This is a genomic window from Brevundimonas sp. (assembly GCF_044336875.1).
GTDB lineage: Bacteria > Pseudomonadota > Alphaproteobacteria > Caulobacterales > Caulobacteraceae > Brevundimonas.
Genome location: NZ_JBIIOP010000010.1, coordinates 34444 through 57665 on the forward strand (window position 1 = coordinate 34444; position 23222 = coordinate 57665).

A 23222-nucleotide genomic window follows, 5' to 3' on the forward strand; every position below is an offset into this window, starting at 1 on the left:
GGCGTCAATCTTGGCGGTGTTCGCGAACGCCTGCGACCACCAGCCATCCTAGGCCGTAGATCACCAGGGTCGCCACCAGCACCGTCAGGAGCAGGAAGAGGCGACGGGGTTCGGTGGGCCGCTCCGGCAGGTTCGGACGCGCCACCTGCTCGATATACAGATGCTGGCGACGGGCGTCCTGGCGCGCCGCGTCCAGACTTTGGTTGGCGGTGGCGACGGCGCGGGCGGCGATCTCCCGCTCGAGAGTCATGGCTTCGAAGATGCCGACCTTGGGCGCGAGAGAGGTCGCGGTGCCCGCGACCCGGGCGCGTTCGGCGTCTAACTGGGCTTCGTACGAGCGGATGCGGCCATCAAGTATGGGCAGTTGAGGGCTGTCAGGCGTCTGGGCGGCGATCTGTCCCCGCTCGGCGCGCAGCGTCGCCAGCGTGCCGCCGAGCGTCGCGGACAATTCGGCGAATTCCCGAGCGGCGCTTTCCGGGTCGATGAATTGTTCCCTGTTGCGGAACGCGCTCAGACGCGCCTGGATATTGGCGAGGCGCGTCTCGGCCTCTGCAACGCTGCGCTCGCTCTGCTCCACCGAGTCACCCATGGCGCGCTCGTTGAGGCGGTTCACGAAAAACTCGCTGTTGGCGAGGAGGGCTTGATTGAGTTTCAGCGCGTCCTGTGCGGTGAAGGCGGAAACGCGGATGGTGCTGATGCCCGTCGTCGAATCGTATCCGACGGTGAGATAGTCCTGGAAGCCCTTGAAGAGCGTGTCGAAGGAGGTGTCTTCCCAAAATCGCGGGCGAGCCGACAGGAAATCGATTCCGGGGCGGCGCATGGCCCGGCTGACGAGATCCTGGGCGTTCACGGTGCGCAGGGCGTCGCGCGAGGTCATGTATTCGTGGACAGCGAAGGCGTCGGTTTGTGCGACTGGAAGCCCCACGCCCTGCAAGGCCATTCCCAGGCCGCTAGGTTGCTGCGAAGACGCCTGCCGAACGATGAACTGGGCTTCTGACACGTAGCGAGGGGAGGCGATCAGCAGAAGATAGAAGGCCGCCAGCAGCGTCGGCGCCACGACCACGGCGAGGAAGCCCCAGGGCAACCGCCGGACGCGCGACTTCCAGCGGAGTCCGGGATTGTTCGCGCTTTTGGTCTGCGGCAACGGGCCCAGATACTTCAGTTCGTTTTCGGTCATGATTGCTTCCGAGGCCGACGGGGGACCTTAGTCGATATCGACATGTTTTTTTGCGCGGGCCAACAGCAACAGTCCCGCGACGTTTAGCACCATTCCCCACGCAAGGGGGTACAGTGGGGTGAAATGAGTTTCCACGAATTCGCCAAAGACGCCGGCGCGAACCATCTCGACGCTGTGCGGTATCGGAATGAGCAGAAGCGTCGAGCGATAGGGTTCGGGCAACCATCCAACCATCATGAAGACGCCGGAGATCGGAATCATCAGATACATCATCACCGGGATGATTCGTTCCATCACTTCGAATTCAATGGCCAGGGCGGAAAACAGCAGGCCCAAGCCTGAAGTGAGGAAGAACAGGGTGCTCCAACCATAGAAGATGAGCAAGAAGTCCGCCGGAAGGGCGATCTGGTCGAAGGCGAACAGGGCGGCATAAACGACGATGAAGGCGAGACTGCCGCCGGCCAACTCCAGCAGATCCCTGGCGATGATGATGTGCAGGACGGTGACATGGCGATGATAGAGTAGGCCGATGTTCGCCTGGATCGCTCCCATATTATAGGAAATTATGTGCCGGATAAGCAGCAGGCACATGTATCCGGTCATCACGAAGGGGGCGACGCGGATGCCGTGATCGTACGGCGACTTCAACAATGACCACATTGCTATCACGCCGCCGCAGAACAGCAGGGGTTCGCCGACAAGCCAGACGAAGCCCAGGCCCTCGCGGCCGAAGCGGGTCATGATTTCCCGCATCATCAAACTGCCGATGATGCGCGCATTCTTGCGAACTGCGGTGATCATATCAAACGTGCATCGGATTCATGATCCACAATTCGGGCCGCTTTAAACCGGCCGGTTCGACTGGGGCGCGCGCAGCGAAGAATGCGCTCGGTCGAAGACCGCTGCGGGCTCATGCTTATTCACCTTCAGCATGAAAAACCAGTCGCTCTTTGCGGGAAGTCGTTCGGGATCACCCAGAGATTCCAAGGCGTTCATAGAGGGCTTCCAAGCGCTGTTGGTAGGCGGCTGGCGAGAAGGCTTCGGCGTGTTTCTGTCCGCCTTCGGTCAGGGCCTTTCGCAGGCCGGGATCGCCGTCGAGATCGCTGATTCCGGCGGCTATGGATGCCGGGACGAGAGGGTCGACTAGGCGAGCAAAGCCTCCGGCGATTTCCGGTAGGGATCCTGCGTCGCTGGTCAGGACCGGGGTCCCCATCATCATAGATTCGAGGACGGGCAGGCCGAAGCCCTCATACAGGGAGGGGAAGAGCGTGGCGCGTGCGCCCCTGACCAGACTGGCGAGAACGCCGGCCGGGAGATAGTCGAAACGCATGATCCTCTGACCTGCGGCGCCATGCTCCTGAACGTGCCGCAAAAGCGCCGTCTCGTCGCCGTCCAGCCAGCCCTTGGCTCCGACAATCACCAGAGGGGATCGTACGCCCGAGATGATATAGGCCTCGACCAACCGTCCGAGATTCTTTTTCGGCTCAACGACCCCGTAATGGAGGAAGTAGGACCGCCACTCGAGACCGAAGGCCGCCTCCAGTTCGGCTGCGACTTCGGTGTCTGATCGATCGGCATGGCCTGGCGGCAGACGTGCGGCCTGATAGGTGTTCGTCACCTTGTCTTCCGAAACGTTCAGCAGTTCGATGACGTCGCGGCGCGTGGTTTCCGAGACCACGATCAGATGGTCGGCGCTGGCGACAATGCGTCGACATAACGCCAGGTATCGCGACTTGTCTTCCGTGGTGGCGAAAGGCAGCCGCAAGGGAATAAGGTCGTGCAGCGTATGGAGGTTCAGGACTCCGCGGGCGCGCAGGGGCAGGGGAGCCGTCCAATGCATGGCGATAGGCGACATCGCGGCGTCGGATCGTGCGAAGCGCACCTCCGTCAGTCTTCCAGAGCGGCGGAACACCCTTTGCGCGGTTCGATAGAGATCGCGGCTGGCCCAGTAACTCTTTGCGCCAGGCGGAAGCGCGCCGTCGGCCGGCCATATGACCTTCTCGCTGTGCGGGATATGGTGGGCCTCCAGGCCGAACCTGGCCATTCGGGTTCGGACGAAACGTTCCGCCTTGGTCGGCGGCTTGCCGGGACGGTGTTGATCGACAAGCGCGATCTCGTCGAGCAGGGGGTCGGCCTTCAAGGGGGCGAGGGGAGCGTACAGGACCTGGGTGTCGCAGCCCATGTCGTTCAGGGACGCGATGAGGTTTCTTCCGTATGTCGCGATGCCCGAACCCTTGGCGAGGGCGAGGTTGAAGCCATCGATGCAAATCGTGGTCGCGCCTCTTTCCCTTGAGGGAGACGTGCGAACAGACGATGGAGGGGTGAAGGATTGCATGAGGCTGCGAGGGCCTAAGGCCTTGCGAGGGGCTTTGTCCAGAGTTGGTCGGGAAGAATACGGCGTCGATGCTGAAGGGACGACGGTAGATGCACGAACGAACAACGCAGGAACGGATCGTCCTGGCCCTGCATGGCGATGAGCGCGTGACGTTGGGCGGCCCTTCGGTGCGGGTGCCCCGGATGGCCGAGATGATGCGGACCGAGGGATATGATGCGCATGTCCTCGCCCTGCCTCACGCCGACCTGACGTCGGCAGGCCTGGTCCATGGGTTCAACGTCTGGAATCCCCACAGCGCATTGGCCATGGCGCGTCGTGTGCGGCAAATGGGTCTGCCTTTCGTCTTCTCCCCGATATTCCTGGATCTGAGCGAGACGGATCTGTGGAATCGTCGCCTGCCTCTTCTGTTCGAGCAGAGACCGGGCGCGCGCGATCTCGACGATCTGATCGCCGAAGAGGTGCGAGGTTTCGCGGCTGTCGCAGGCTCTGTCTCGCAGCAGCCGATCGCAGGATTCCATGCGATCGTGCGCGAACTGATCCGCCTTTCCGATCATGTCGTTCATCTCAGCCATATCGAGCAGCGCGCCCTCGAAAAAATCGGCGCGACGGCGCTCTCCAGCAGCATCGTGCGGAATCCTATCGCCGTGGAGGAGTTTGCGAACGCTGATCCGGCGTTGTTCGTCGACCGCTTCGGTTTGCGGGACTTCGTGCTTTGCGTGGCCCGTGTCGAACCGCGCAAGAATCAACTGATGCTTCTTTATGCGCTGAGAGAGACGGATCTCCCGATCGTCCTGGTCGGCGATGAGCCCAACCCAGGCTATTCGCGTCTGCTGGAGTCCTATGCGGGCGACCGCGTGCATAGGTTGGGGCGGCTCGAAAGGGGCGACGGCATGCTGCAGTCCGCCTTGGCGGCGGCCAGGGTCGTGGTCTTGCCTAGTTGGTCGGAAGGCGCTCCGCTGGCGGCCCTGGAGGCGGCCGCCGCAGGCGCGGCCCTGGTGCTCTCCGACCGGTCGGGGGAAAGGGAATATCTGGGCGATCACGCCCTCTACTGCGACCCGGCAAGGCCAGCCTCGATCCGGGACGCCGTTTTCACCGCTTGGGACATGACTGAAGGGCAGGGGAAGGCGGCGCAAGGTTTCGTTGCGGATCGATACGGTTGGCGACGGCACGTCCAGGAAACGCTCGACGCCTATGGGGTGGCGCAGGCCCGTCATCGTGCGTCGCAAGCATCGCCGTCGCCGCGAACATCAAACGAGGCCGCGCCCGTGCTTGCATCAGCCAAAGCAGTCTGCGTGGAGCTGAACGGCCTCGGCGAAAAGGCGAGACGTCAAGCGTCTCTCTCTCTCGAACGGCTCGGAGGGCGAGTCCTCTCCTTCCCACAGGGCGACGCGCAGGACGGGGAGGCGGGCGCAGCCGAGGTTCGCTGCATCGAAGAGATGCGGGTTCTGGCGTGCGTCTGCGGCGACGAAGCGCCTCACCTGGAGTTTGTCGAGGCTGTCAGGCATTTCGCAGAGACGCACGAACTGAACCTGGTCGTGATGCTGGCCGGCGCGGTCATCCGGGATGACGACCTGTCGTGGGAGCCGGAGCTTCTGCGCGCCCTGGCGGTCGATGCGGCTCTGATCATTTGTCCGACAGTCGAGATGGGGAACGCCATGCGGCGTTTCTGCATGGCGCAGGATTTGCTCAGGCCGCGCATCAAGATCGTGCCGGCGTTCGAAGACGAGAAGGCGATCCGTGGACTGATGTCAGCGGACATGGGCCTGTTCGGGATCGACGACGCCTATGTCGCCGGGGATCGTCTGGTGTTCGGACGCGACGCCTCGAGACGGGGCGTCGCGCTGAGGGAGGGCTGGCGCGTCAGGGAGGAGGCCGGGGTTTGGTCCGAAGCCCTGGTCGCCCGCCTGCGCCTGAACACTCGGGCGACCGGTCTTGCCGTTTTGGCGATCACGGCGCGCATGCCTGTCCAGGGCCAGGATATCGGCGTCTGCCACGTGGATGTCGACGGCGTCGAGGTCGGGAGGTTGCTGTTTGCGGACGGCGGCGCGCGGACCTTCTCGCTGGTCTTGCCGGCGCCGGTCACGGAAGGTTCGGCGACGATCGGCTTTCGGGTCGACAGGTTGCGGACATCGACGGATGGTCCGGCGCCTGTGGGCATGGCGCTGCACGCCCTGGCGTTCGAGTTGCGCGACGAACCCTTCCTCTCCCTGGAGCAGCAGGTCGCGCCACTGGGGACGGGTCTCGATCTCACGCACTGGAGCTGCGCCTCTTTCCTTGCCGGAGGAGCGAGTCAGGACGGCGTATGGGGCATGCATGGAGATCAGGGACTGACCCGGTTGGTTCTGGGGCGCGCGTCGGAAGATGAGAGAACAGGCGCAAGGCTTCGGTTGAGAGGCCGTCCCGTCGCCTCGCCGACGGCGCCCCTGCGCGCCAGCGTTCTGGTGAACGGCCTGCCGATAGGAACGATCGAAGCCGTCACAGACGAGATGCTGGACTATGAGTTCGACCTGCCGGAGGCGGTGCACGGCAGTCTGTACCGGATCATAGATATTGTCGGATCCGATCTGCGCTCTCCGGCGAGTATCGGAATCGGCGAGGACGGGCGTTCCTTTGCAGTCGGGTTATTCGTTGCGACGCTTGCGGAGGACGCAGACGCCTCGCCGGTGATCGTTCGCAACGGAGTCTTCCGCTTTGGCGACGATGCGCCTGACCCGGTCGAGAACAGCGAACTTGCGCCGGGAGAATGGCATGCCCGTGAGGCGAATGGACGTTGGAGCAATGGGGCCTGTGCGCGGCTCAGACTCAGTGCGCCTGAGACCGCAGCCGACGGCTATCTGGTGAGAGTTCGCACGACGTGCGGGCCGATCGGGGGGCGAGACCGCCACATGAGGCTCTGGGCAGGCGGTCAGATGATCGCGCGACGACGTTTCGGGGCGGAGGCCGGGCTTCTGGAAGGCTGGACGCCCAAGACGGTCTTGTCGGGCAGGGCCTTGAGTCTTTGCTTGTGCGCCGACATCGGCTTCACGCCATGGGCCGAGGACGGCACGCCCGATGACAGGCGTCTGGGATTCCATCTTCAACAGGTGGAACTGCGGCCGGCGCGCAGACCGACTTTATGGCGAGGACTGTTGCGCGCAATCCGCCGCCGGATTCGCGCGTCGCGGAGCGAAGTTACGCTGCAGTAGGCCGCAGTCGTGGCCGCTTCCCGCGTGACACCGCCCCCGTCCCCCGCTATCTCGCGCGCGTGATGAACGAAACCGAGCGCCAATCCGAGGAACGCAGCTGGGAGACGGCGAAGACGCTCGCCGAGGCCCTGCCGTATATTCAGGTCTATGACCGCGAGACCGTGGTCATCAAATACGGCGGCCACGCCATGGGCGAGAGCGCCGTGGCGCGTCAGTTCGCCGCCGATGTGGTGCTGCTGAAGCTGATGGGGGTGAACCCGGTCGTGGTCCACGGCGGCGGGCCGCAGATCAGCGCCATGCTGGACAAGGCGGGGGTCAAGTCCAGCTTCGTCGACGGCCTGCGGGTGACGGATCCGGCGACCATGGAGGTCGCGGAAATGGTCCTGTCCGGCGCCGTCAATAAAGAGATCGCCCACTGGATCACCATGGCCGGCAAGGAGGCGGACGTGCGCGGCGTCGGTCTGTCGGGCAAGGACGCCGGCCTGCTGACCGTCGAACGGACCCGTCGCACCAAGCGCGATCCCGACTCCATGATCGAGCACGAGGTCGATCTGGGCTTCGTCGGCGAGCCGACCAAGGTGGATCCCAAGCTGATCAAGGGCCTGATCGCGTCGGAGACCGAGGACTGGGTGCCGGTCATCGCCCCCATCGGGGTGGCGGAAGACGGCCAGACCTACAACGTCAACGCCGACACCGTCGCCGGCGCCGTGGCCGGGTCGCTGGGCGCCAAGCGGATGCTGCTGCTGACCGACGTGCCGGGCGTCAAGGGCGCGGACGGCGAGATCATTCGTCAGATGAGCCTGGAAGAGGCGCAAGGCCTGATCGATACGGGCGTCGCCAATGGCGGCATGATCCCCAAGCTGGAGACCGCCATGGCCGCCGTGCGCGCCGGGGTCGAGGCCGTGGTCATCCTGGACGGCCGACGCCCCCACGCCATGCTGGTCGAGCTGTTCACCGAATTCGGCGCGGGCACCCTGGTGAAGGCGTCTTGATCGACTTCTCCGACGTCCGGTCCTGGGTGTTCGACATGGACGACACCCTGTATCCGCGCGAGCAGGGGCTGATGGGCCTGGTGCAGAAGCGGATCAACGCCTTCGTGGTCGAGGCCGTCGGCCTGGAGCCGGAGGCGGCGGCGGCGATGCAACGCCAGTTCCTCGACGAGCACGGCACGACCCTGGCCGGGCTGATGGCCAATTACGCCGTCGACACCGAACGCTTCCTGCGTGAGGTGCACGACGTGCCGCTGGACGGGGTGGAGCCCAATCCGCGCCTGGCCGAACGGTTGAAGGCCCTGCCGGGGCGCTGTTTCGTCTTCACCAACGGCGCGCGGGACTATGCCCATCGGGTGCTGGAGCGGATCGGCGTGGCCGACTGTTTCGAAGGCGTCTTCGCCATCGAGGACGGGGATCTGACGCCCAAGCCCAATCCCGCCACCTTCCGCCGGATGCTGGAGCGGTTCGACATCGATCCGCGTCAGGCCGCCTTCTTCGAGGACACGCCGAAGAATCTGGAGCCGGCCAAGGCCCTGGGCATGAAAACGGTCCTGATCGGCGACGGCCACGGCAAGCCGCTGGGACCGCACATCGACCATATCGCCCCCGACCTTCTCGATTTTCTCTCCGAACTGACCTTCAAGGACGCCGCATGACCGACCTGTCGCATCTCGAATCCGTCATCGAGGCCGCGTGGGAAGACCGCGCCAATGTCTCGGCCGCCACCCACGGCGACGTGCGCCACGCCGTCGAGACCGCCCTGGCCCTGCTGGACGCCGGCCAGGCCCGCGTCGCCTCGCGCGGCGAGGACGGCGTCTGGACCACGCATCAGTGGCTGAAGAAGGCGGTGCTGCTGTCCTTCCGCCTGAACGACAACCAGATCATGCGCGCCGGCGATCGCGGCCCGCTGAGCGCCGCGCCGGGCGTCGGTCCCTTCTGGGACAAGGTGCCGAACAAGTTCGGCGACTGGGCCGCCGCCGACTACCAGAACGCCGGCTTCCGCTCGGTGCCGGGCGCCATCGTCCGCCAGGGCGCCTTCATCGCCAAGAACGTCGTGCTGATGCCGTCCTTCGTGAACATCGGCGCCTATGTGGACGAGGGTTCGATGGTCGACGCCTGGGCCACGGTCGGCTCCTGCGCCCAGATCGGCAAGAACGTCCACCTGTCCGGCGGCGCCGGCATCGGCGGCGTGCTGGAGCCGCTGCAGGCCAATCCGACCATCATCGAGGACGGCTGTTTCATCGGCGCCCGCGCCGAGGTGGCCGAGGGCGTGATCGTGCGCGAGGGCGCGGTCCTGGCCATGGGCGTCTATCTGTCGGCCTCGACCAAGATCGTCGACCGCGCCACGGGCGAGGTCTTCCGCGGCGAGGTGCCGGCCTATTCGGTCGTGGTGCCGGGTTCGCTGCCGGATCCCAAGGGCGGGCCGTCGCTGTATTGCGCCGTCATCGTCAAGCGGGTCGACGCCCAGACGCGGGCCAAGACCGGCGTGAACGAACTGCTGCGCGACTGAGACAGAAGGATTCTCCCTCCCCGGAACGGGGAGGGTGGCCGAGCGAAGCGAGGTCGGGTGGGGGCGGCGAGGCAAGCCTCCACCCTCTGTCTTTAGGCAGGCAAGTGCGGCCCAGCCGGGCCGCCCCCACCCCGTCGCTGCGCGACGACCCTCCCCCGCAGGGGGAGGGAGAATTGCTCGTGTATGCTTACGCCTTGAGCCGCTTCAGATCCGGCGGGGTCGCTTCATCGACCAGGAGGCGAATGGCTTCCTCGACCGTGACCAGGGTTTGGGCCTGGCTGCCCAGGCGGCGGATGGCGACCATGCCCTCCTCGGCCTCCTTGCGGCCGACGACGGCGATGACCGGCACCTTGCCGACCGAGTGTTCGCGGACCTTGTAGCCGACCTTCTCGTTGCGCAGGTCGATCTCGGTGCGCAGGCCGGCGGCCTTGAACTTGGCCATCACGTCGCGGGCGTAGTCGTCGGCGTCCGAGGTGATGGTGGCCACCACGGCCTGGGTCGGGGCCAGCCACAGGGGGAAGGCGCCGGCGTAGTTCTCGATCATGATGCCGATGAACCGCTCGAAACTGCCCAGGATCGCGCGGTGCAGCATGACCGGGCGGTGTTTCTGGCCGTCCTCGGCGATGTAGTTCGCATCCAGGCGTTCCGGCAGGACATAGTCCAGCTGGATCGTGCCGCAGGTCCATTCGCGGCCGATGGCGTCCTTGACGATGAAGTCGAGCTTGGGCGCGTAGAAGGCGCCGTCGCCCGCGGTGACGACCGGCTCGGTTCCGGCGGCGCGGGCGGCCTCGGCCATCAGGGTCTCGGCCTTGTCCCAGAACTCGTCCGTGCCGGCGCGGTTCTCGGGGCGGGTGCCCAGGCTGATATAGGCGGTCTCCATGCCGAGGTCGGCGTGGACGCTGCGGGCCAGTTTGATGAACTCGGCCGTCTCCTCGACGATCTGGTCCTCGCGGCAGAAGATGTGGGCGTCGTCCTGGGTGAAGCCGCGCACCCGCATCAGGCCGTGCAGCGAACCCGAAGGCTCATAGCGGTGGCAGGCGCCGAACTCGGCCATGCGCAGCGGCAGTTCACGGTACGAGCGCTGGCCCTGGTCGAAGATCTGGACGTGGCCGGGGCAGTTCATCGGCTTGAGGCTGAGTTCCTCGCCCTCGACCGTCTCGCAGACGAACATATTGGGGCGGTACTTGTCCCAGTGGCCGCTCTGTTCCCAGAACTTCCGGTCCAGCACCTGGGGCGTCTTGACCTCGACATAGCCGGCGGCGTCCAGGCGGCGGCGCATATAGGCCTCCAGCACGCGCCACAGGACCCAGCCCTTGGGGTGCCAGAAGACCATGCCCCGGCCCTCTTCCTGCATGTGGAAGAGCTCCATGGCCTTGCCGACCTTGCGGTGGTCGCGCTTCTCGGCCTCTTCCAGACGCAGCAGATGGGCGTCCAGATCCTCCTTGGTCGCCCAGGCGGTGCCGTAGATGCGCTGCAGCTGCTCGCGCTTGGAATCGCCGCGCCAGTAGGCGCCGGCCAGCTTGGTCAGTTTGAAGGCCTTGCCGACGTGGCGCGTCGAGGGGAAGTGCGGGCCCCGGCACAGGTCGATCCAGTCGCCCTGCTTGTACAGGGTGATGGTCTCGGTGCCCGGCAGGTCGCGGATCAGCTCGGCCTTGAACTTCTCGCCGCGCGCCTCGAAGAATTTGATGGCCTCGTCGCGTTCCCAGACCTCGCGTTCGAACTGGGCGTCGCGATCGACAATCTTCGCCATTTGCTTCTCGATGGCGGCGAAGTCGTCGGTCGAGAAGGGCTCTTCCCGGTAGAAGTCATAATAGAAGCCGTCCTCGATGGCCGGGCCGATGGTGACCTGGGTGCCGGGAAACAGGGTCTGGACCGCCTCGGCCAGGACGTGGGCCGTGTCGTGGCGGATCGTATAGAGGGCGGCGGGATCGTCGCGCATGATCAGGCGGAAGTCGCCGCCCGTCTCCAGCACCCGGCCCATGTCGCGCTGCTCGCCGTTCAGCTCGGCCAGCACGGCCTTCTTCGCCAGGGACGGCGAGATCGAGGTCGCGACGTCGCGCGCCGTGGAGCCTTCGGGATATTGGCGCACCGCGCCGTCGGGGAATTTCAGGTCGATCATGATTTCGTCTTCTGGGGCGGCACCGGGTCGTAGCCCGACCCGCCGAAGGGATGGCATTTACAGAGCCTGCGCACGGTGAGCCATCCCCCCCGCACCGGTCCGTGCTGGATCAGGGCGTCGCGCCCGTAATCCGAACAGGTCGGCAGGAATCGGCATTGTTGGCCGATCAGGGGGGACAGCGTCAGCTTGTAGCCCCGATGGGCCGCGCGCACGCCGCGTTCATAGAGAGACATCTCGTCCCTTCGCCGGGGGCTTGAAGAGGTTCGCCGCGCTTATCCCCTGTCGGTGCAGGGGGATCAACCGGGCAAGGGCTTCAGGCCGCGCCGGCGAGACGAGTTCGGGCCGTCAGGGCCGCGTTCACCGCCTCCAGCGTCGCCTCGATGGAAACGAGCGTCGAGGCGTGACGGGCGGGGTAGTCGGCGACCTGTTTCAGCAGGCGCAGATCCTCGAACCGGCCGGTCGGGCCGTCGCCGCCGGATTTCAGCATGGCGGTCATGGCGTCGCGGGCCTCGGCGATCTCGGCGGCGGAGGCGCCGAGGACATGCTGGCCCAGCACCCCGGCGGCGGCCTGGCCCAGGGCGCAGGCCTTCACGTCCTGGGCGAAGGCGGCGATGCGGCCTTCATTGTCCAGGGTCACGTCGACGGTCGCGCGCGAGCCGCACAGTTTGGCGACCCGCTCGCCGGTCCCCTCCGGCGCGGGCAGGCGGCCCGCGTGCGGCAGGTTGGCCGCCAGCGTCAGGATGCGCGCGCTGTAGAGGTCGTCGATCATGGCGGTGAAGATAGGGGGCGTGAGGGCAGGGGGGAAGGTGTGACGAGACCTTCCCCCGCTTGCGGGGGAAGTGTCAGGCCGTGGCGCGCAGCGACACGCCTGACGATGGGGGGAGTTTATTTTCCTTCAGTCAAAGAAGACTTCCCCCTCCGACCCTGGTTCGCTGCGCGAACGCCGGGCCACCTCCCCCGCAAGCGGGAGAGGGTCTTGTCAGTCGAGCCTCAGCGTTCCGTCCGCCGCCACGTCCAGCCGCACGTCGCCATAGTCCGCCAGGGTCGGATGCTGCGTCTCCAGCGGGTGGGTCCAGGCGGCCGTCACCACAATCACGTCCGCCCCGGCGGCCTCGCCGGCGGCGATGCCGGCGGGGGCGTCCTCGAACACCAGGCAGTCGGCGATGGGGACGCCCAGGGCGGCGGCGCCCTTCAGATAGCCGGCGGGGTCGGGCTTGCCGCGGTCAACGTCCTCGGCGGTGATCATGACGGCGGGCGGTTCGACGCCGGCGGCCCTGAGCCGGGCCTGCGCCAGCGGAACCGAGGCCGAGGTGACCACGGCCCAGCGGTCGGGCGGCAGGCGTTTGACGAAGTCGATCGCGCCGGGGATGGGGACGACCCCGTCCACGTCCTCGATCTCGCCGCGCTCGACCCAGGCGACCTCGGCGTCGAGGTCGATATCGGGCAGGTTCTGGCGACGGATGGTGTCGGCGGCGCGGACGCCGTGGATGGTCGGGATGAAGGCGGCGACGTCCAGGCCGTGACGCTCGGCCCAGCGGGTCCAGACGCGTTCGGCGGCGGCGGTCGAGGTGATCAGGGTCCCGTCCATGTCGAACAGGAAGGCCTGGTAGGCGCGGGAGGGGGAGGAAGCCATGCCCCTATCCAGCACGCGGCCGGGCAGGGGGCAACCGGATCAGCCGCCCTGCAGCGAGCTCCAGCTGCGGGCCACTCCCTCGGCGCCCGTGGAAGCGGTCGGACCGCCCAGGGTGTTGCGGGCCTGAAGCCACTGCAGATTCTGTTCGGCCAGTTCCGGCGGCAGCTCGCGGCGCAGGATCTGTTCAGCCTCGCCCATCTTGCCCTGAAGACCCAGGACCATGGCCAGGTTCTGGCGCACCTTGGCCGAGGCGGTCGGCTGGGCGGCGGCGCGGCGCAACAGGGTCTCGGCGCCGGGCGCGTCGCCGTGGGTCATGGCGGCCATGGCGGCGTTGGTCAGGACGTCGGGATTGTCGGGCGACAGGACCAGGGCCTGATTCCAGGCGGCGTGGGCGTCGTCGAAGCGGCGCACCTGCTCATAGGCCACGCCCAGAAGAGACCAGGCGCGCCAGTCGCGGGGCGCCTGATCGCGGGCCTTTTCCAGCGGGGCGACGCCGTAGAAGGCCTGGCCCCGGGCGATATGGGCGCGGCCCAGCTCCAGCATGGCGTCGATATTGTCGGGCTGGACGGTCAGCATGCCCTGGGCCGTCTCGGCCGCCTGGTCATAGCGACCCAGTTCGCGCAGGGCCTGGGACAGCTTGACCCCGGCGACCGGGTCGGCGGGATTGATCTCCTGTTCGCCGGCCCAGAAGACCGAGCGCGACAGGGCGTCGGTCCGGTCGTAGGCGGCGCGCGTCTCCGCCGGGGCGGGGGCGCGCTGGCGCGGCGCCTGGGCCTGTCCCTGGGCCTGTCCCTGGGCCTGTCCTTGGGCCGGTGTCGGATCGGCCGCGAACGCCTGTCCGGCCGAGAGGCTCAGCAGGGCGGCGGTTGCGAGAAGGGCGGGCATGGGCGACATGGGGTGGGTCCAGACGGTCCTCGGTCGCATCAAGAATCGCCGGTTCACGTCAACTGTTGGTTAAGAAGGCCCGTCATGTCCGCACTTCACCCCCTGCTGGTCGCCGCTCAGGACGGCGTGGACGCCATTCCGGTCCGCTTCGTCGGTCCGGACGGCGCTCTGGACGGGGCCGCGCGGCGCTGGGCCGATATCCACGGCTTCGACGGCAAGCCCGGACAGCTGCTGGCGGTCCCCGACGCGGACGGCGGCGTGGGCCAGGTGATCGTCGGCGCCGGCAAGAGGTTCGACCCGATGTCGGCGCGCAGTCTTTCGGCGCGCCTGCCTGGCGGCCTCTACCGGCTGGAGGTCGACGCCGACGACGCCGGCCAGGCCGCTCTGGCCTTCCTGCTCGGGACCTATCTGTTCGACCGTTACAAGCCGCGTCCGGACAAGCCGGCTGTGCGACTGGTCGCGCCCGAAGGATTGGACGCGGTCGAGACCGCGCAGATCGTCGCCGCCTGCGCCCTGGCGCGAGAGATGGTCGACACCCCCGCCGCCGACATGGGGCCGCTGCAGATCGAGACCATCGCCCGCGAGATCGCCGAGAGCGCAGGGGCGGCGATCACGGTCACCACCGGCGACGCCCTGTTGGAAGAGAATTATCCCGCCGTCCACGCCGTGGGCCGGGCCGCCGCGCCGCACCGGGCGCCGCGGCTGATCGAGATCGGCTGGAAGCTGGACCGGACCGACCTGCCGCTGGTGGCCCTGGTCGGCAAGGGGGTGGTGTTCGACACCGGGGGGCTGGACCTGAAGCCCGCCGCCGGGATGCGCAACATGAAGAAGGACATGGGCGGCTCGGCCCACGCCCTGGCCCTGGGGCGGCTGGTGATGCAGGCCGATCTGCCCGTGCGCCTGGTGGTCATCGTGGCGGCGGTGGAGAATGCGGTCTCGGCCGACGCCTTCAGGCCCGGCGACATCCTGAACAGCCGCAAGGGCCTGACCATCGAGATCGGCAACACCGACGCGGAAGGAAGGCTGATCCTGGCCGACGCCCTGACGCGGGCGGGCGAGCATCAGCCCGACCTGACGCTGGACTTCGCCACCCTGACCGGGGCGGCGCGGGTCGCCCTGGGGCCGGAGCTGCCGCCCCTCTACACCGACGACGAGGCGCTGGCGGCCGGCCTGCTGGCGGCGGCGGGCGAGGTGCGCGATCCGCTGTGGCGGATGCCGCTGTGGGCCGGGTACCGCGCGGCCCTGGACACAGAGATCGCCGATGTGAAGAACGATTCCTCGGCCTGGGCCCAGGCCGGCTCGGTGACGGCGGCCCTGTTCCTGCAGAAGTTCGCCCCGACCACCGGCGCCTGGGCGCACATGGACATCTTCGCCTGGAACCCCCGCGCCCGGCCCGGCTTCCCCGAGGGCGGCGAGGCCCAGGCCCTAAGGGCTTGTTTCCAGTATCTGAAAACACGGTTCTGTTGATTTCTTTCAGAAAAGCGACGGGCATTAACGGCCCCTAAGCCATCGGGGGATAAGACTGTGGGCTCAATCACGCGAGACCACGTTTGTCCGACGTCCTCGATCTTCTTCCGCCCGGCGACCGCCTCGCTCGCCCCGACCTCGCCGAACAGGCGCTGGAAGGGCTGGTGTTCGCCTCGGCCTACCGCAAGACCGAGCCCATGCATTGTCGCGCGCCCGTCGCCGACATCGTCTCCGAACGTGACGACCGCATCGACCAGCTTCTGCACGGCGAAATCTTCGACGTCCTGGACCGCGCCAACGGCCGCGCCTGGGGCCGGGCCCGTCGCGACGGCGTGGTCGGCTGGGTCGTGCTGGACAGCCTGTCGTCGGGCGCGCCCCTGGCCACCCGCCGGGTCGCCGCCGTCGACGCCGCCCTGCCGCTGAACGCCCTGGTGGTCGAGACGGCCGAGGGTCTGGCCGAGGCCGATCTGCAGCCGGTCGGCGATTTCGAACGCGACCTGGTCGCCGTGGCCGAACGCCTGCTGGGCCGTCCGCACGAGCTGGGCGCCCGCTCCTCCATCTCCACCGACTGTTCCGGCCTGGTGCAGCAGGCCTTGCTGGCCTGCGGCCTGCCGGGGCCGCGCCGCGCCGACGCTCAGGCCGAACTGGGGCGGGCCGTACAGGCGGACGGACTTCAGCGCGGCGATATCGTCGTCTGGCCGGCGCCGATGGGCGATCACGACTGGACCGGCCATTCGGGCCTGATGATCGACGGCGAGCGGGTCATTCATTCCACCGGATCAAAAGGCGGCGTCGTGATCGAGACCCTGGCCGAGGTCGACGCCCGCTGTGTCGCCGAAGGCTTTGCTTCCGCCGTCTTCCGCCGCCTCTAGTCGCGCATCGTCCGCATCGCGCCCAGCCGGGCGAAGGCCAGGGTCAGGGCCTTTCGCCGCGCCGCGACCAGGGGCGTGACCGGCGCGTCCCGCACCACCGCCCCGCCGAAACCGTCGGCGACGATCAGGCCCGGCTCCTCCGGCAGGATCTCCTGCGGAAATTCCGGGGCGACTGCGAAATAGAAGGCGTCGCAGAACGGCCCGTACTCGTGCCATTTTCGGTCGACCCGATAGTCGTCGACCCCCGACTTCACCTCGCAAATCATGATGTCGCCCTTGGGGCCCAGGGCCATGACGTCGGCGCGCCGCCCATTGGGCAGGCAGACCTCCAGCAGCGGGGCGTAGCCCATGTCCAGCATCAGGCGTGCGGCCCCGCGCGTGACCGAAGCGGTGGTCTCGGGGCGGGTGAAGACGAGTTCCAGGTGAACGGCGGCGGCGGGCATTCCATCTTTATGTTCCGCATCCGTTCCCGCTGCAAGCGGGGCCGGATGCGGACGCGAAAAGGCCCGGCTGCCACATTGGGACTCAGCCGGGCCTTGGCGACGCTCGCTAGACCGTCAGGATGGAAATGCGCGGAAAGCGGGACGGTTCCATCGCCCCGACGATTCACCGTCCGGTCGAGACCACCCGGCTCATGTCCATGCCCAGGGCGCGGGCGCGGGCCAGCAGGCGGGTGCGTTCGGCCGCCGTGGCGTTCTGGTTGCGATGCCAGACCCACCAGTCGGACTTGTTCGGCAGGGCCAGGATCGCCCAGTTGTAGTTCGGGTCATGGTCCCAGACCCAGTAGTTCTGGCCTGCCAGACCGCCGAAGCTGAGCAGGCCCGGCAGGGTGAAGCGGAACTTGGCGTTGGTCGTGGTGTCGGCGATGCGGGCGTTGGCGCGCAGCACCTCGTTCTGTCCGTCCGAACGGCGGGTGCAGGTGACGGTCAACCGATAGCGGTCCGCCCGGTCCTGGGGCGTGAAGTCGATCTGCGCCCGGCTGCAGTCCTTCTGCACGTCGTTATGGCTGCGCTCGATCTCGAACCAGCGGCCGTCGAACTGGTCCAGGTTCACGTCCGTCGACTGGGCGAAGGCTGTGGCGGGCAGGAGGGCAAGGGCGGCGGCGATCAGGTAGGACCGGAGCATTGGGGCGTATCCTCGTTCGGTTTCGAGAGGATACGACGCGGATGAGGCTTCGGTTGCTTCTAACCGGCCTGGCCTGCGCGATGGGCCGCCCATTCGGCGCGACTCTGGCCCCACAGATGGACGGGCAGGTCGGCGAAGGGCGCGGGCAGGCGGGTCGGGCCGCGATGGCGCGAGCCCAGCCGTTCGGCCAGACGGATCGAGGCCGTGTTCTCCAGATCGATGGTGTGGACCACCTCGTCCCAGCCCAGGACGTCGAAGGCGTAGTCGATGCTCGCCACGGCGGCCTCCAGGGCATAGCCCCGGCCTGTGGCGTCGGGATGCAGGGACCAGCCGACCTCCGGCCCCGGCCAGCCGTGCGGGCGCCAGGGGCCGATGCGGCCGATCCACCGGCCGCTGGATTTCTCGATCACCGAGAAGAAGCTCTCGCCGGTCAGGCTCCAGGCCCCGGCGACCGTGGCCATGATGCGCCAGGTCTCGGCCGGCGTCTTGGGGCCGCCGATGAAGCGGGTGGTCTCGGGGTCGGCCTGGAACTCGGCCCAGCGTGGGAAGTCTTCGAGGGTCGGAGGGCGCAGGATCAGACGGTCGGTGTCGAGGCGGGCCGCAATCACAGCAGATACTCCCGTTCCAGTTCGTAATGACTGCCGCCGTCGGTCAGGACGCTGGAATAGAGGCCGAACCGGTCGATGCGGATGGGGGGGGAGTGCAGCAGATTGTGCCCGGCCAGCCAGGCGCCGATCCGGTCCGGGTTCGTCTGGGTCTTCAGATAGGCCAGGGTGACGTGAGGGCGGTAGTCGCGGGCCTCCATCGGGATGTTCGCCCGTTCGCCGGCCTTTCTGCAGCGGCCGGCCAGGACCGACAGTCGTTCGTTCGGCGTCTCGACGCCGGCCCATATCGTATGGCTGCGGTGGTTGTCGCCGAAGGCGCCGACGCCCTTGAGGCCGATCTCGAACGGGCCGCCGGCGACGCGGGCCAATTCGCTGGCCAGGTCGTCGGCGTGGCGTTCGTCCGTCTCGCCATAGAAGGCCAGGGTGACGTGAAGCGCGTCCAGCGGCCGCCAGCGCGCGCCGGGCAGGCCCGACTGGCGGCGTTTCAGCGTCTCGCCGACGTCCGGCGGCAGGGTCAGGGCGGTGAACAGGCGGACCATGCGACCGAAAGTAGCGGCCGGAACCAGCCCCTCCAAGTCCGGTTTTCCTTGCAGCGGGGGCAAAGGCTCCCGATATTCGAAGCCTGTGACCGGAGACACCTCTCCGGCCAATCGGAGAAAGTTCGTCGCCATGAGCGATTTCAACAACGGCTACGCCCGCCCGCTGCCGCAGACCGCCGACATGTCGGTCGACGCCGGCCTGCGCAGCTTCATGCTGGGCGTCTACAACAAGCTGGCCCTCGGCCTCGTGGTCGCGGCCGCCCTGGCCTACACCACCGGCAATGTCCCGGCCGTGCAGCAACTGCTGTTCGGGGTGACGCCGGACGGTCGCGTCGGCCTGACCATGCTGGGCATGATCGTCCAGTTCTCGCCCCTGGTGATGCTGTTCGGCTCGATGTTCTTCATGAAGAACCCGTCGGCGCGCGGCGTGAACATCCTCTACTGGGCCGTGGTCGCCACCATCGGCGCCGGTCTGGGCGTGCTGTTCCTGCGTTACACCGGCGGTTCGCTGGCCTCGACCTTCCTGGTCACGGCGGCGGCCTTCGGCGGTCTGAGCCTGGTGGGTTACACCACCAAGAAGGACCTGACCGGCATGGGCACCTTCCTGATCTTCGGCGTGATCGGTCTGATCATCGCCTCGATCGTGAACATGTTCCTGCAGTCGGAGCTGATGTACTACATCATCAGCGGCGTGGGCGTGCTGATCTTCGCGGGCCTGATCGCCTACGACACCCAGCGTCTGAAGATGACCTATTACCAACTGGGCGGCGACCAGAACGCGATGGGCGTGGCCACGGGCTTCGGCGCCCTGAGCCTGTTCATCAACTTCGTGAACCTGTTCCAATTCCTGCTGGCCTTCATGGGCGGCAACCGGAACTAAGGGTCGGTCGAAAGACGGATCGGGAAAGGGCCCCTCACGGGGCCCTTTTTTTGTGCTCGACCTCGAAAGGCGCGACATTCTGACGCGCCCTCCACGCTCGCCCTGATTGCTAAGAATGCCACCGGCCATGCCGGGGGATGGAGTGCTGACGCAGTCTGCAAACGCAATTCGCAAGACGGTCAGGCTCGCCGCCCAACTGCGCCGGTTGCCCGGCAGGGTCGCCGCCCTGGAGCGATCCTTGCGCGACCTGACGGAGGTTCAGCGCGGGCACAGGCTGGTGATCGATCAGACGACCTTGCCAGACCCCTTGCTCTGGGAGGGGCGACCGCCGCTTCTCGCCAGCAGGGAGCCGGGCGTGAATGTCTTTGATCGAGGCGGCCTGTGTCGTCAGGACAGCTTCGAGCAACCCTATTTTTCCTTCTGGTCCGCGCGGCTGAACGACAGGCTCCGCTATCATCGGAAGCTCTGGGAGTTCGTCTTCATCGCCCAGGCGCTGTGGGAGAGGGGCGTGTGCAGGCCCGGCCGACGCGGGCTCGGCTTCGGTGTCGGGCGCGAACCCCTGACCGCCCTGTTCGCGTCCGAGGGAGTCGCCGTGACCGCCACGGACCTGGCGGCCGACGGGCGCGTCAAATCGGGTTGGGAGGCGACAAACCAGCACGCGGCCGGAAAGGAGGCCTTGCGTAACGCGGCTATATGCCCGGACGCGCTTTTCGACCGGAATGTCGAGTTCACGCCGTGCGACATGAACGCCGTGCCCGAGGATCTGACCGGCTACGACTTCTGCTGGTCCGCCTGCGCCCTGGAACACCTGGGCTCCATCACGCATGGGCTGGCTTTCATAGAACGGTCGGTCGAGTGCCTCGTCCCCGGCGGGTGGGCCGTTCATACGACCGAGTTCAACATCGCGTCGAACGACAAGACGGTCGACAATGAAGGGACGGTTCTGTTCCGAAAGCGCGACATCGAGGCGTTGATGCAAAGCCTCTCGGATCAGGGCCACGAAGTGGCCGAAGTCGACTGGTCCTGGGGGGATGGTCCCGTTGAACAGTATCTCGACCTGCCGCCGTTTCGCGAGGAGCCGCATCTGAAGATGGCGCTCGGCGGTTTCGAGACCACGTCGATCGGCCTGATCATTCGAAAGAAGCGGGCCGCCTTCGCCTAGTCTGAAGCGTCCTGGCCGCCGGCAGCCCCCCCCCTGGTCCGCTCAGCCCGGGTCGAGGATCGCCGCCGAGGCGCGCACCTGCTCGCTGGCCAGGTCCAGAACGGCGCGGATGCGCGGGGTGTCGCGCAGGTCGCGGTGGACGCCGATCCAGACGCCCCGGCGCGGGGCGACGGTCGGGGTCTCGATCCGCGTCAGTCCGGTCTCGGCGTCGCCGAGATAGCGGGGCAGACAGGTCAGGCCCAGGCCGAGGCGGCAGGCCTCCAGCTGCACCTGCCGGCTGTTGGCGGCCAGGACGGTCGCGGCGGCCGGCGCCAGGCCCGTCAGCCACTGGGCCTCGGGCAGGCCGGCCAGGGCGTCCTGGACGGTGACGATCCGGTGGGCCGCGCCCTGGTCCGTCCAGTCGGGCGCGCCCCGCTCGGTCAGATAGGCGGGGGCGGCGTAGAGGCCGAAGGCCATGTCGGCGATGCGGCGCACCACCGCCTCGTGCTGTTCGAAGGGGGCCAGGCGCACGGCGATGTCGGCCTCGCGCCGCGCCAGGCTGAGGGAGCGGACGTCGGTGATCAGCTCCACGGCGATGCCGGGGTGGAGCTGCGCCAGACGCGCCAGGGCGGGCGTCAGGATGCGGGCGGCGAAGGTGTCGACGCTGGTGATCCGCACCAGACCCTCCAGCCGGTCGTCCTCGCCGCTGATGGCGCGTTCGGCCGACAGGGCCTCGCCCTCCATCCGTTCGACGCGCGGCAGGATCCGCTCGCCCGCCGCCGTCAGGACGAAGCCGGTCGGGGTCCGGCTGAGCAGCCGCACCCCCAGCCGGGCGTGCAGCCCCTCCAGCCGCCGGGCCATGGTGGTCTGGCTGACCCCCAGGCTGCGCGCGCCGGCCGACAGATTGCCGTGGCGGGCCACGGCCAGAAAAGTCTTCAGGTCTTCCCAGTCCATCGCGGCGCCCCTGCGTTTTTGCAGATTTGGTCTGCGTCATTGACCAATACCGTTGAGGGGCGGCTGGGCGCAAATCTGGCGGGTCACGCCGATCCGGCGTTCAGGAGCAGATCATGATCCCCGCCTTCAAAGCCCCCGCCCTAAAAGTCCTCGCCGCCGCCGTCGCCCTGACGGCCGCCGCCTCGCCCGCCCTGGCTCGTCAGAGCGACGCCGAGGCCCTGGCCCGCTATCGCCAGGCCGAGGCTATCGCCGACGCCCATCTGGCCACGTTCGACACGCTGGATTTCGACGTCTTCTCGAACCAGAAATGGGACCGGCTGTCGGAAAGCCACGCCGCCGACATCGCCGTCCACTGGCCCGACGGCCACGTCACCCACGGCATCCAGCGTCACATCGACGATCTGAAGGCCATGTTCACCTACGCCCCCGACACCCGGATCAAACAGCATCCTGTCCGTCTCGGCACGGGGGAATGGACCGCCGTGACCGGGGTGATGGAGGGGACCTTCACCCAGCCGATGCACACGCCGGACGGTCAGGTGATCCCGCCGACCGGCAAGAGTTTCGTCCTGCCCATGGCCACGGTCGGCCACTGGACCAATGGGGTGATGGACGAGGAATATCTGTTCTGGGACAACCAGACCTACATGACCCAGCTGGGTCTGGGGCAGTAGGCGTCATGACCGATCTCGTGTTCCAGGCGGACGCCGCGCCGCCCCGTCGTCTGATCGTCCTGCTGCACGGGGTCGGATCGTCTGCGCGCGACATGGCGGGTATCGGCGAAGGTCTGGCCCAGGCCGTGCCCGGGGCGCGGGTGCTGGTTCCCGACGGCTTCGATCCGTTCGACGGCGGCGGCGCAGGGCGTCAGTGGTTCAGCGTCCGGGGCGTCACGCCGCAGAACCGGACCGCCCGGATCGATTCGGTCCTGCCCCGTCTGCTCGACTGGATCGAGGCGCGTCGGGGCGAGGCCGGTCTGTCGCCCGAGGCGGTCGGTCTGTTCGGCTTCAGCCAGGGGGCGATCCTGTCGCTGGCCGCCGCCGCTCAGGGCTATGCGGCCGGGGCGGTGGTCGCCGCCGCCGGGCGGCTGGCGGTCCCGGTCGTTCCGCCGACCCCCGCCAGCCCCGGCCTGCTGCTGCTGCATGGCCAGGCCGACGGCGTAATTCCGGCGGCCGAGGGCGAAGATGCGGCGCGCCATCTGGCCGAGGCCGGCTACGGGGTCCAAATCCGCACGGAGCCCGGCCTGGGACACGGCGTCAGTCCGACCCAGATCCGCGACGCCGCCGCCTGGTTCGACGCGACCCTGTCGACCTAGTCGATCACCTGGAACCGGCGGGCGTCGAACACCCGCAGGACCAGGGCCAGTTCGCGGCCCCGGCGCAGGATCTGGCCGCCCTCGCCGATAACGGCCCACTGGCCCTGGCGCGACTGCAGGGCGGGGCGTTTCTCGATCCGGTAGAGGGGGGCGTCGCCCGAGCGGCGGAAGACGGCGAACTCGGCGAAATCCTTGTGGCCGACGATGGCGTAGTCGCGCCATTCGCCCTGGGCGACCATCCGGCCGTAGACCCGCAGGATCGGGTCCAGTTCGCGCCGGTCGAAGAAGACCGGTCCAGCCGTGGAGGGCGGCTCGTGCGGGTTCATGCTCATGGTCTGAACTTAGGCGCGACGGTCGTCAAAGCCAGAGGGGCGAAGAAATCGCGCCAGACACCAAATGGCCCTGTTTCGGTCCTTCGCCCGCCCGTTTGGACGGCGAAATATCGATCATCGGCTCGTCGGAGTTCGGAAGCGTCCGGATCCTGAACAGCC

Annotated in this window: 24 protein-coding genes; 10 read left to right on the forward strand and 14 right to left on the reverse strand. The window is 67.5% G+C overall.

Annotation, left to right across the window (positions count from 1 at the left end; all coding sequences use genetic code 11):
- Positions 1-4 precede the first annotated feature (4 nt).
- The 3 genes from ACIQ1T_RS12435 to ACIQ1T_RS12445 form a co-directional block, all read right to left on the reverse strand.
- Entirely contained in the window at positions 5-1177 is a 1173-nt protein-coding gene (locus ACIQ1T_RS12435; protein ID WP_395944867.1) for a chain-length determining protein, read from the reverse strand.
- A 27-nt stretch (positions 1178-1204) separates the two neighbouring features.
- Positions 1205-1978 carry an ABC transporter permease gene (locus tag ACIQ1T_RS12440; protein ID WP_395944868.1) on the reverse strand — a complete coding sequence of 258 codons (774 nt, stop codon included), beginning with the start codon at positions 1976-1978 and terminating at the stop codon, positions 1205-1207.
- Between the two features lie 169 nt (positions 1979-2147).
- Positions 2148-3512, reverse strand: a complete 1365-nt coding sequence (locus tag ACIQ1T_RS12445; RefSeq protein WP_395944869.1) for a glycosyltransferase family 4 protein — start codon at positions 3510-3512, stop codon at positions 2148-2150.
- Positions 3513-3601: 89 nt separating this feature from the next.
- On the opposite strand from ACIQ1T_RS12445, the gene ACIQ1T_RS12450 reads away from it, so the two are divergent.
- The 4 genes from ACIQ1T_RS12450 to dapD all read left to right on the forward strand — a co-directional run bounded on the left by ACIQ1T_RS12450 (position 3602) and on the right by dapD (position 9199).
- On the forward strand, positions 3602-6697 hold the full coding sequence (locus ACIQ1T_RS12450) for a glycosyltransferase family 4 protein (RefSeq protein WP_395944870.1): 3096 nt from the start codon (positions 3602-3604) through the stop codon (positions 6695-6697).
- A 62-nt stretch (positions 6698-6759) separates the two neighbouring features.
- The gene (argB, locus tag ACIQ1T_RS12455) at positions 6760-7689 is read left to right on the forward strand and encodes an acetylglutamate kinase (RefSeq protein WP_395944871.1); all 930 of its coding nucleotides are present in this window, start codon (positions 6760-6762) and stop codon (positions 7687-7689) included.
- The gene (locus ACIQ1T_RS12460) at positions 7686-8345 is read left to right on the forward strand and encodes a pyrimidine 5'-nucleotidase (protein WP_395944872.1); all 660 of its coding nucleotides are present in this window, start codon (positions 7686-7688) and stop codon (positions 8343-8345) included. Before argB ends, ACIQ1T_RS12460 begins: the two co-directional genes overlap by 4 nt.
- A complete protein-coding gene (dapD, locus tag ACIQ1T_RS12465) occupies positions 8342-9199 on the forward strand; it encodes a 2,3,4,5-tetrahydropyridine-2,6-dicarboxylate N-succinyltransferase (protein ID WP_395944873.1) in 858 nt (285 codons plus the stop codon). The genes ACIQ1T_RS12460 and dapD overlap by 4 nt, the downstream gene beginning before the upstream one ends.
- A gap of 187 nt (positions 9200-9386) precedes the next feature.
- On the opposite strand, the gene thrS is transcribed toward dapD, so the two are convergent.
- The 5 genes from thrS to ACIQ1T_RS12490 all read right to left on the reverse strand — a co-directional run bounded on the left by thrS (position 9387) and on the right by ACIQ1T_RS12490 (position 13845).
- Positions 9387-11318 carry a threonine--tRNA ligase gene (thrS, locus tag ACIQ1T_RS12470; protein WP_395944874.1) on the reverse strand — a complete coding sequence of 644 codons (1932 nt, stop codon included), beginning with the start codon at positions 11316-11318 and terminating at the stop codon, positions 9387-9389.
- Positions 11315-11551: a membrane protein insertion efficiency factor YidD gene (gene yidD, locus ACIQ1T_RS12475; protein WP_395944875.1), complete on the reverse strand. Its 237-nt coding sequence runs from the start codon at positions 11549-11551 to the stop codon at positions 11315-11317. The genes thrS and yidD overlap by 4 nt, the downstream gene beginning before the upstream one ends.
- An 80-nt stretch (positions 11552-11631) precedes the next feature.
- Complete coding sequence (locus tag ACIQ1T_RS12480) at positions 11632-12087, reverse strand: iron-sulfur cluster assembly scaffold protein (protein ID WP_395944876.1); 456 nt, start codon at positions 12085-12087, stop codon at positions 11632-11634.
- 210 nt (positions 12088-12297) lie between these two features.
- Positions 12298-12951, reverse strand: coding sequence for an HAD-IA family hydrolase (locus ACIQ1T_RS12485; RefSeq protein WP_395944877.1), 654 nt, complete (start codon positions 12949-12951; stop codon positions 12298-12300).
- A 39-nt stretch (positions 12952-12990) separates the two neighbouring features.
- On the reverse strand, positions 12991-13845 hold the full coding sequence (locus ACIQ1T_RS12490; protein ID WP_395944878.1) for a tetratricopeptide repeat protein: 855 nt from the start codon (positions 13843-13845) through the stop codon (positions 12991-12993).
- Between the two features lie 75 nt (positions 13846-13920).
- Between ACIQ1T_RS12490 and ACIQ1T_RS12495 the strand changes: the two genes are divergently transcribed.
- Both ACIQ1T_RS12495 and ACIQ1T_RS12500 read left to right on the forward strand, forming a co-directional pair.
- Entirely contained in the window at positions 13921-15303 is a 1383-nt protein-coding gene (locus ACIQ1T_RS12495) for a leucyl aminopeptidase family protein (protein ID WP_395944879.1), read from the forward strand.
- A gap of 83 nt (positions 15304-15386) precedes the next feature.
- Positions 15387-16175, forward strand: coding sequence for a C40 family peptidase (locus tag ACIQ1T_RS12500; protein ID WP_395944880.1), 789 nt, complete (start codon positions 15387-15389; stop codon positions 16173-16175).
- Here the strand turns inward: ACIQ1T_RS12500 and mmcB are convergent.
- From mmcB to thpR, 4 genes are all read right to left on the reverse strand, one after another.
- Entirely contained in the window at positions 16172-16618 is a 447-nt protein-coding gene (gene mmcB, locus ACIQ1T_RS12505) for a DNA repair putative endonuclease MmcB (protein ID WP_395944881.1), read from the reverse strand. The genes ACIQ1T_RS12500 and mmcB overlap by 4 nt on opposite strands.
- A 163-nt stretch (positions 16619-16781) precedes the next feature.
- A complete protein-coding gene (locus ACIQ1T_RS12510; RefSeq protein WP_395944882.1) occupies positions 16782-17300 on the reverse strand; it encodes a lipocalin family protein in 519 nt (172 codons plus the stop codon).
- 59 nt (positions 17301-17359) lie between these two features.
- Positions 17360-17908: a GNAT family N-acetyltransferase gene (locus tag ACIQ1T_RS12515; protein WP_395944883.1), complete on the reverse strand. Its 549-nt coding sequence runs from the start codon at positions 17906-17908 to the stop codon at positions 17360-17362.
- Positions 17905-18444 (reverse strand): RNA 2',3'-cyclic phosphodiesterase, encoded by a 540-nt coding sequence (thpR, locus tag ACIQ1T_RS12520; RefSeq protein WP_395944940.1) that lies wholly within the window; start codon positions 18442-18444, stop codon positions 17905-17907. The genes ACIQ1T_RS12515 and thpR overlap by 4 nt, the downstream gene beginning before the upstream one ends.
- Before the next feature lie 130 nt (positions 18445-18574).
- On the opposite strand from thpR, the gene ACIQ1T_RS12525 reads away from it, so the two are divergent.
- Both ACIQ1T_RS12525 and ACIQ1T_RS12530 read left to right on the forward strand, forming a co-directional pair.
- Complete coding sequence (locus ACIQ1T_RS12525) at positions 18575-19324, forward strand: Bax inhibitor-1/YccA family protein (RefSeq protein WP_395944884.1); 750 nt, start codon at positions 18575-18577, stop codon at positions 19322-19324.
- Between the two features lie 115 nt (positions 19325-19439).
- A complete protein-coding gene (locus tag ACIQ1T_RS12530) occupies positions 19440-20486 on the forward strand; it encodes a class I SAM-dependent methyltransferase (protein WP_395944885.1) in 1047 nt (348 codons plus the stop codon).
- 42 nt (positions 20487-20528) lie between these two features.
- Here the strand turns inward: ACIQ1T_RS12530 and ACIQ1T_RS12535 are convergent, their stop codons facing one another.
- Entirely contained in the window at positions 20529-21419 is an 891-nt protein-coding gene (locus tag ACIQ1T_RS12535) for a LysR family transcriptional regulator (RefSeq protein ID WP_395944886.1), read from the reverse strand.
- 113 nt (positions 21420-21532) lie between these two features.
- Between ACIQ1T_RS12535 and ACIQ1T_RS12540 the strand changes: the two genes are divergently transcribed.
- Together ACIQ1T_RS12540 and ACIQ1T_RS12545 are read left to right on the forward strand one after the other, a co-directional pair.
- Positions 21533-22093, forward strand: a complete 561-nt coding sequence (locus tag ACIQ1T_RS12540) for an ester cyclase (RefSeq protein ID WP_395944887.1) — start codon at positions 21533-21535, stop codon at positions 22091-22093.
- A gap of 5 nt (positions 22094-22098) precedes the next feature.
- On the forward strand, positions 22099-22731 hold the full coding sequence (locus tag ACIQ1T_RS12545; protein WP_395944888.1) for a dienelactone hydrolase family protein: 633 nt from the start codon (positions 22099-22101) through the stop codon (positions 22729-22731).
- On the opposite strand, the gene ACIQ1T_RS12550 is transcribed toward ACIQ1T_RS12545, so the two are convergent.
- The gene (locus ACIQ1T_RS12550; protein ID WP_395944889.1) at positions 22728-23063 is read right to left on the reverse strand and encodes a DUF2794 domain-containing protein; all 336 of its coding nucleotides are present in this window, start codon (positions 23061-23063) and stop codon (positions 22728-22730) included. The genes ACIQ1T_RS12545 and ACIQ1T_RS12550 overlap by 4 nt on opposite strands.
- Positions 23064-23222 lie beyond the last annotated feature (159 nt).

Coding starts and splice junctions, on each gene's coding strand:
- mmcB (WP_395944881.1), bottom strand. CDS start 16,618: ATGCCCGCCGCCGCCGTTCACCTGGAACTCGTCTTCACCCGCCCCGAG.
- dapD (WP_395944873.1), top strand. CDS start 8,342: ATGACCGACCTGTCGCATCTCGAATCCGTCATCGAGGCCGCGTGGGAA.
- ACIQ1T_RS12525 (WP_395944884.1), top strand. CDS start 18,575: ATGAGCGATTTCAACAACGGCTACGCCCGCCCGCTGCCGCAGACCGCC.
- ACIQ1T_RS12490 (WP_395944878.1), bottom strand. CDS start 13,845: ATGTCGCCCATGCCCGCCCTTCTCGCAACCGCCGCCCTGCTGAGCCTC.
- argB (WP_395944871.1), top strand. CDS start 6,760: ATGAACGAAACCGAGCGCCAATCCGAGGAACGCAGCTGGGAGACGGCG.
- thrS (WP_395944874.1), bottom strand. CDS start 11,318: ATGATCGACCTGAAATTCCCCGACGGCGCGGTGCGCCAATATCCCGAA.
- ACIQ1T_RS12445 (WP_395944869.1), bottom strand. CDS start 3,512: ATGCAATCCTTCACCCCTCCATCGTCTGTTCGCACGTCTCCCTCAAGG.
- ACIQ1T_RS12450 (WP_395944870.1), top strand. CDS start 3,602: ATGCACGAACGAACAACGCAGGAACGGATCGTCCTGGCCCTGCATGGC.
- ACIQ1T_RS12510 (WP_395944882.1), bottom strand. CDS start 17,300: ATGCTCCGGTCCTACCTGATCGCCGCCGCCCTTGCCCTCCTGCCCGCC.
- ACIQ1T_RS12545 (WP_395944888.1), top strand. CDS start 22,099: ATGACCGATCTCGTGTTCCAGGCGGACGCCGCGCCGCCCCGTCGTCTG.
- ACIQ1T_RS12480 (WP_395944876.1), bottom strand. CDS start 12,087: ATGATCGACGACCTCTACAGCGCGCGCATCCTGACGCTGGCGGCCAAC.
- yidD (WP_395944875.1), bottom strand. CDS start 11,551: ATGTCTCTCTATGAACGCGGCGTGCGCGCGGCCCATCGGGGCTACAAG.
- ACIQ1T_RS12440 (WP_395944868.1), bottom strand. CDS start 1,978: ATGATCACCGCAGTTCGCAAGAATGCGCGCATCATCGGCAGTTTGATG.
- ACIQ1T_RS12535 (WP_395944886.1), bottom strand. CDS start 21,419: ATGGACTGGGAAGACCTGAAGACTTTTCTGGCCGTGGCCCGCCACGGC.
- ACIQ1T_RS12485 (WP_395944877.1), bottom strand. CDS start 12,951: ATGGCTTCCTCCCCCTCCCGCGCCTACCAGGCCTTCCTGTTCGACATG.
- ACIQ1T_RS12540 (WP_395944887.1), top strand. CDS start 21,533: ATGATCCCCGCCTTCAAAGCCCCCGCCCTAAAAGTCCTCGCCGCCGCC.
- ACIQ1T_RS12550 (WP_395944889.1), bottom strand. CDS start 23,063: ATGAGCATGAACCCGCACGAGCCGCCCTCCACGGCTGGACCGGTCTTC.
- ACIQ1T_RS12530 (WP_395944885.1), top strand. CDS start 19,440: ATGCCACCGGCCATGCCGGGGGATGGAGTGCTGACGCAGTCTGCAAAC.
- ACIQ1T_RS12495 (WP_395944879.1), top strand. CDS start 13,921: ATGTCCGCACTTCACCCCCTGCTGGTCGCCGCTCAGGACGGCGTGGAC.
- thpR (WP_395944940.1), bottom strand. CDS start 18,444: ATGGTCCGCCTGTTCACCGCCCTGACCCTGCCGCCGGACGTCGGCGAG.
- ACIQ1T_RS12435 (WP_395944867.1), bottom strand. CDS start 1,177: ATGACCGAAAACGAACTGAAGTATCTGGGCCCGTTGCCGCAGACCAAA.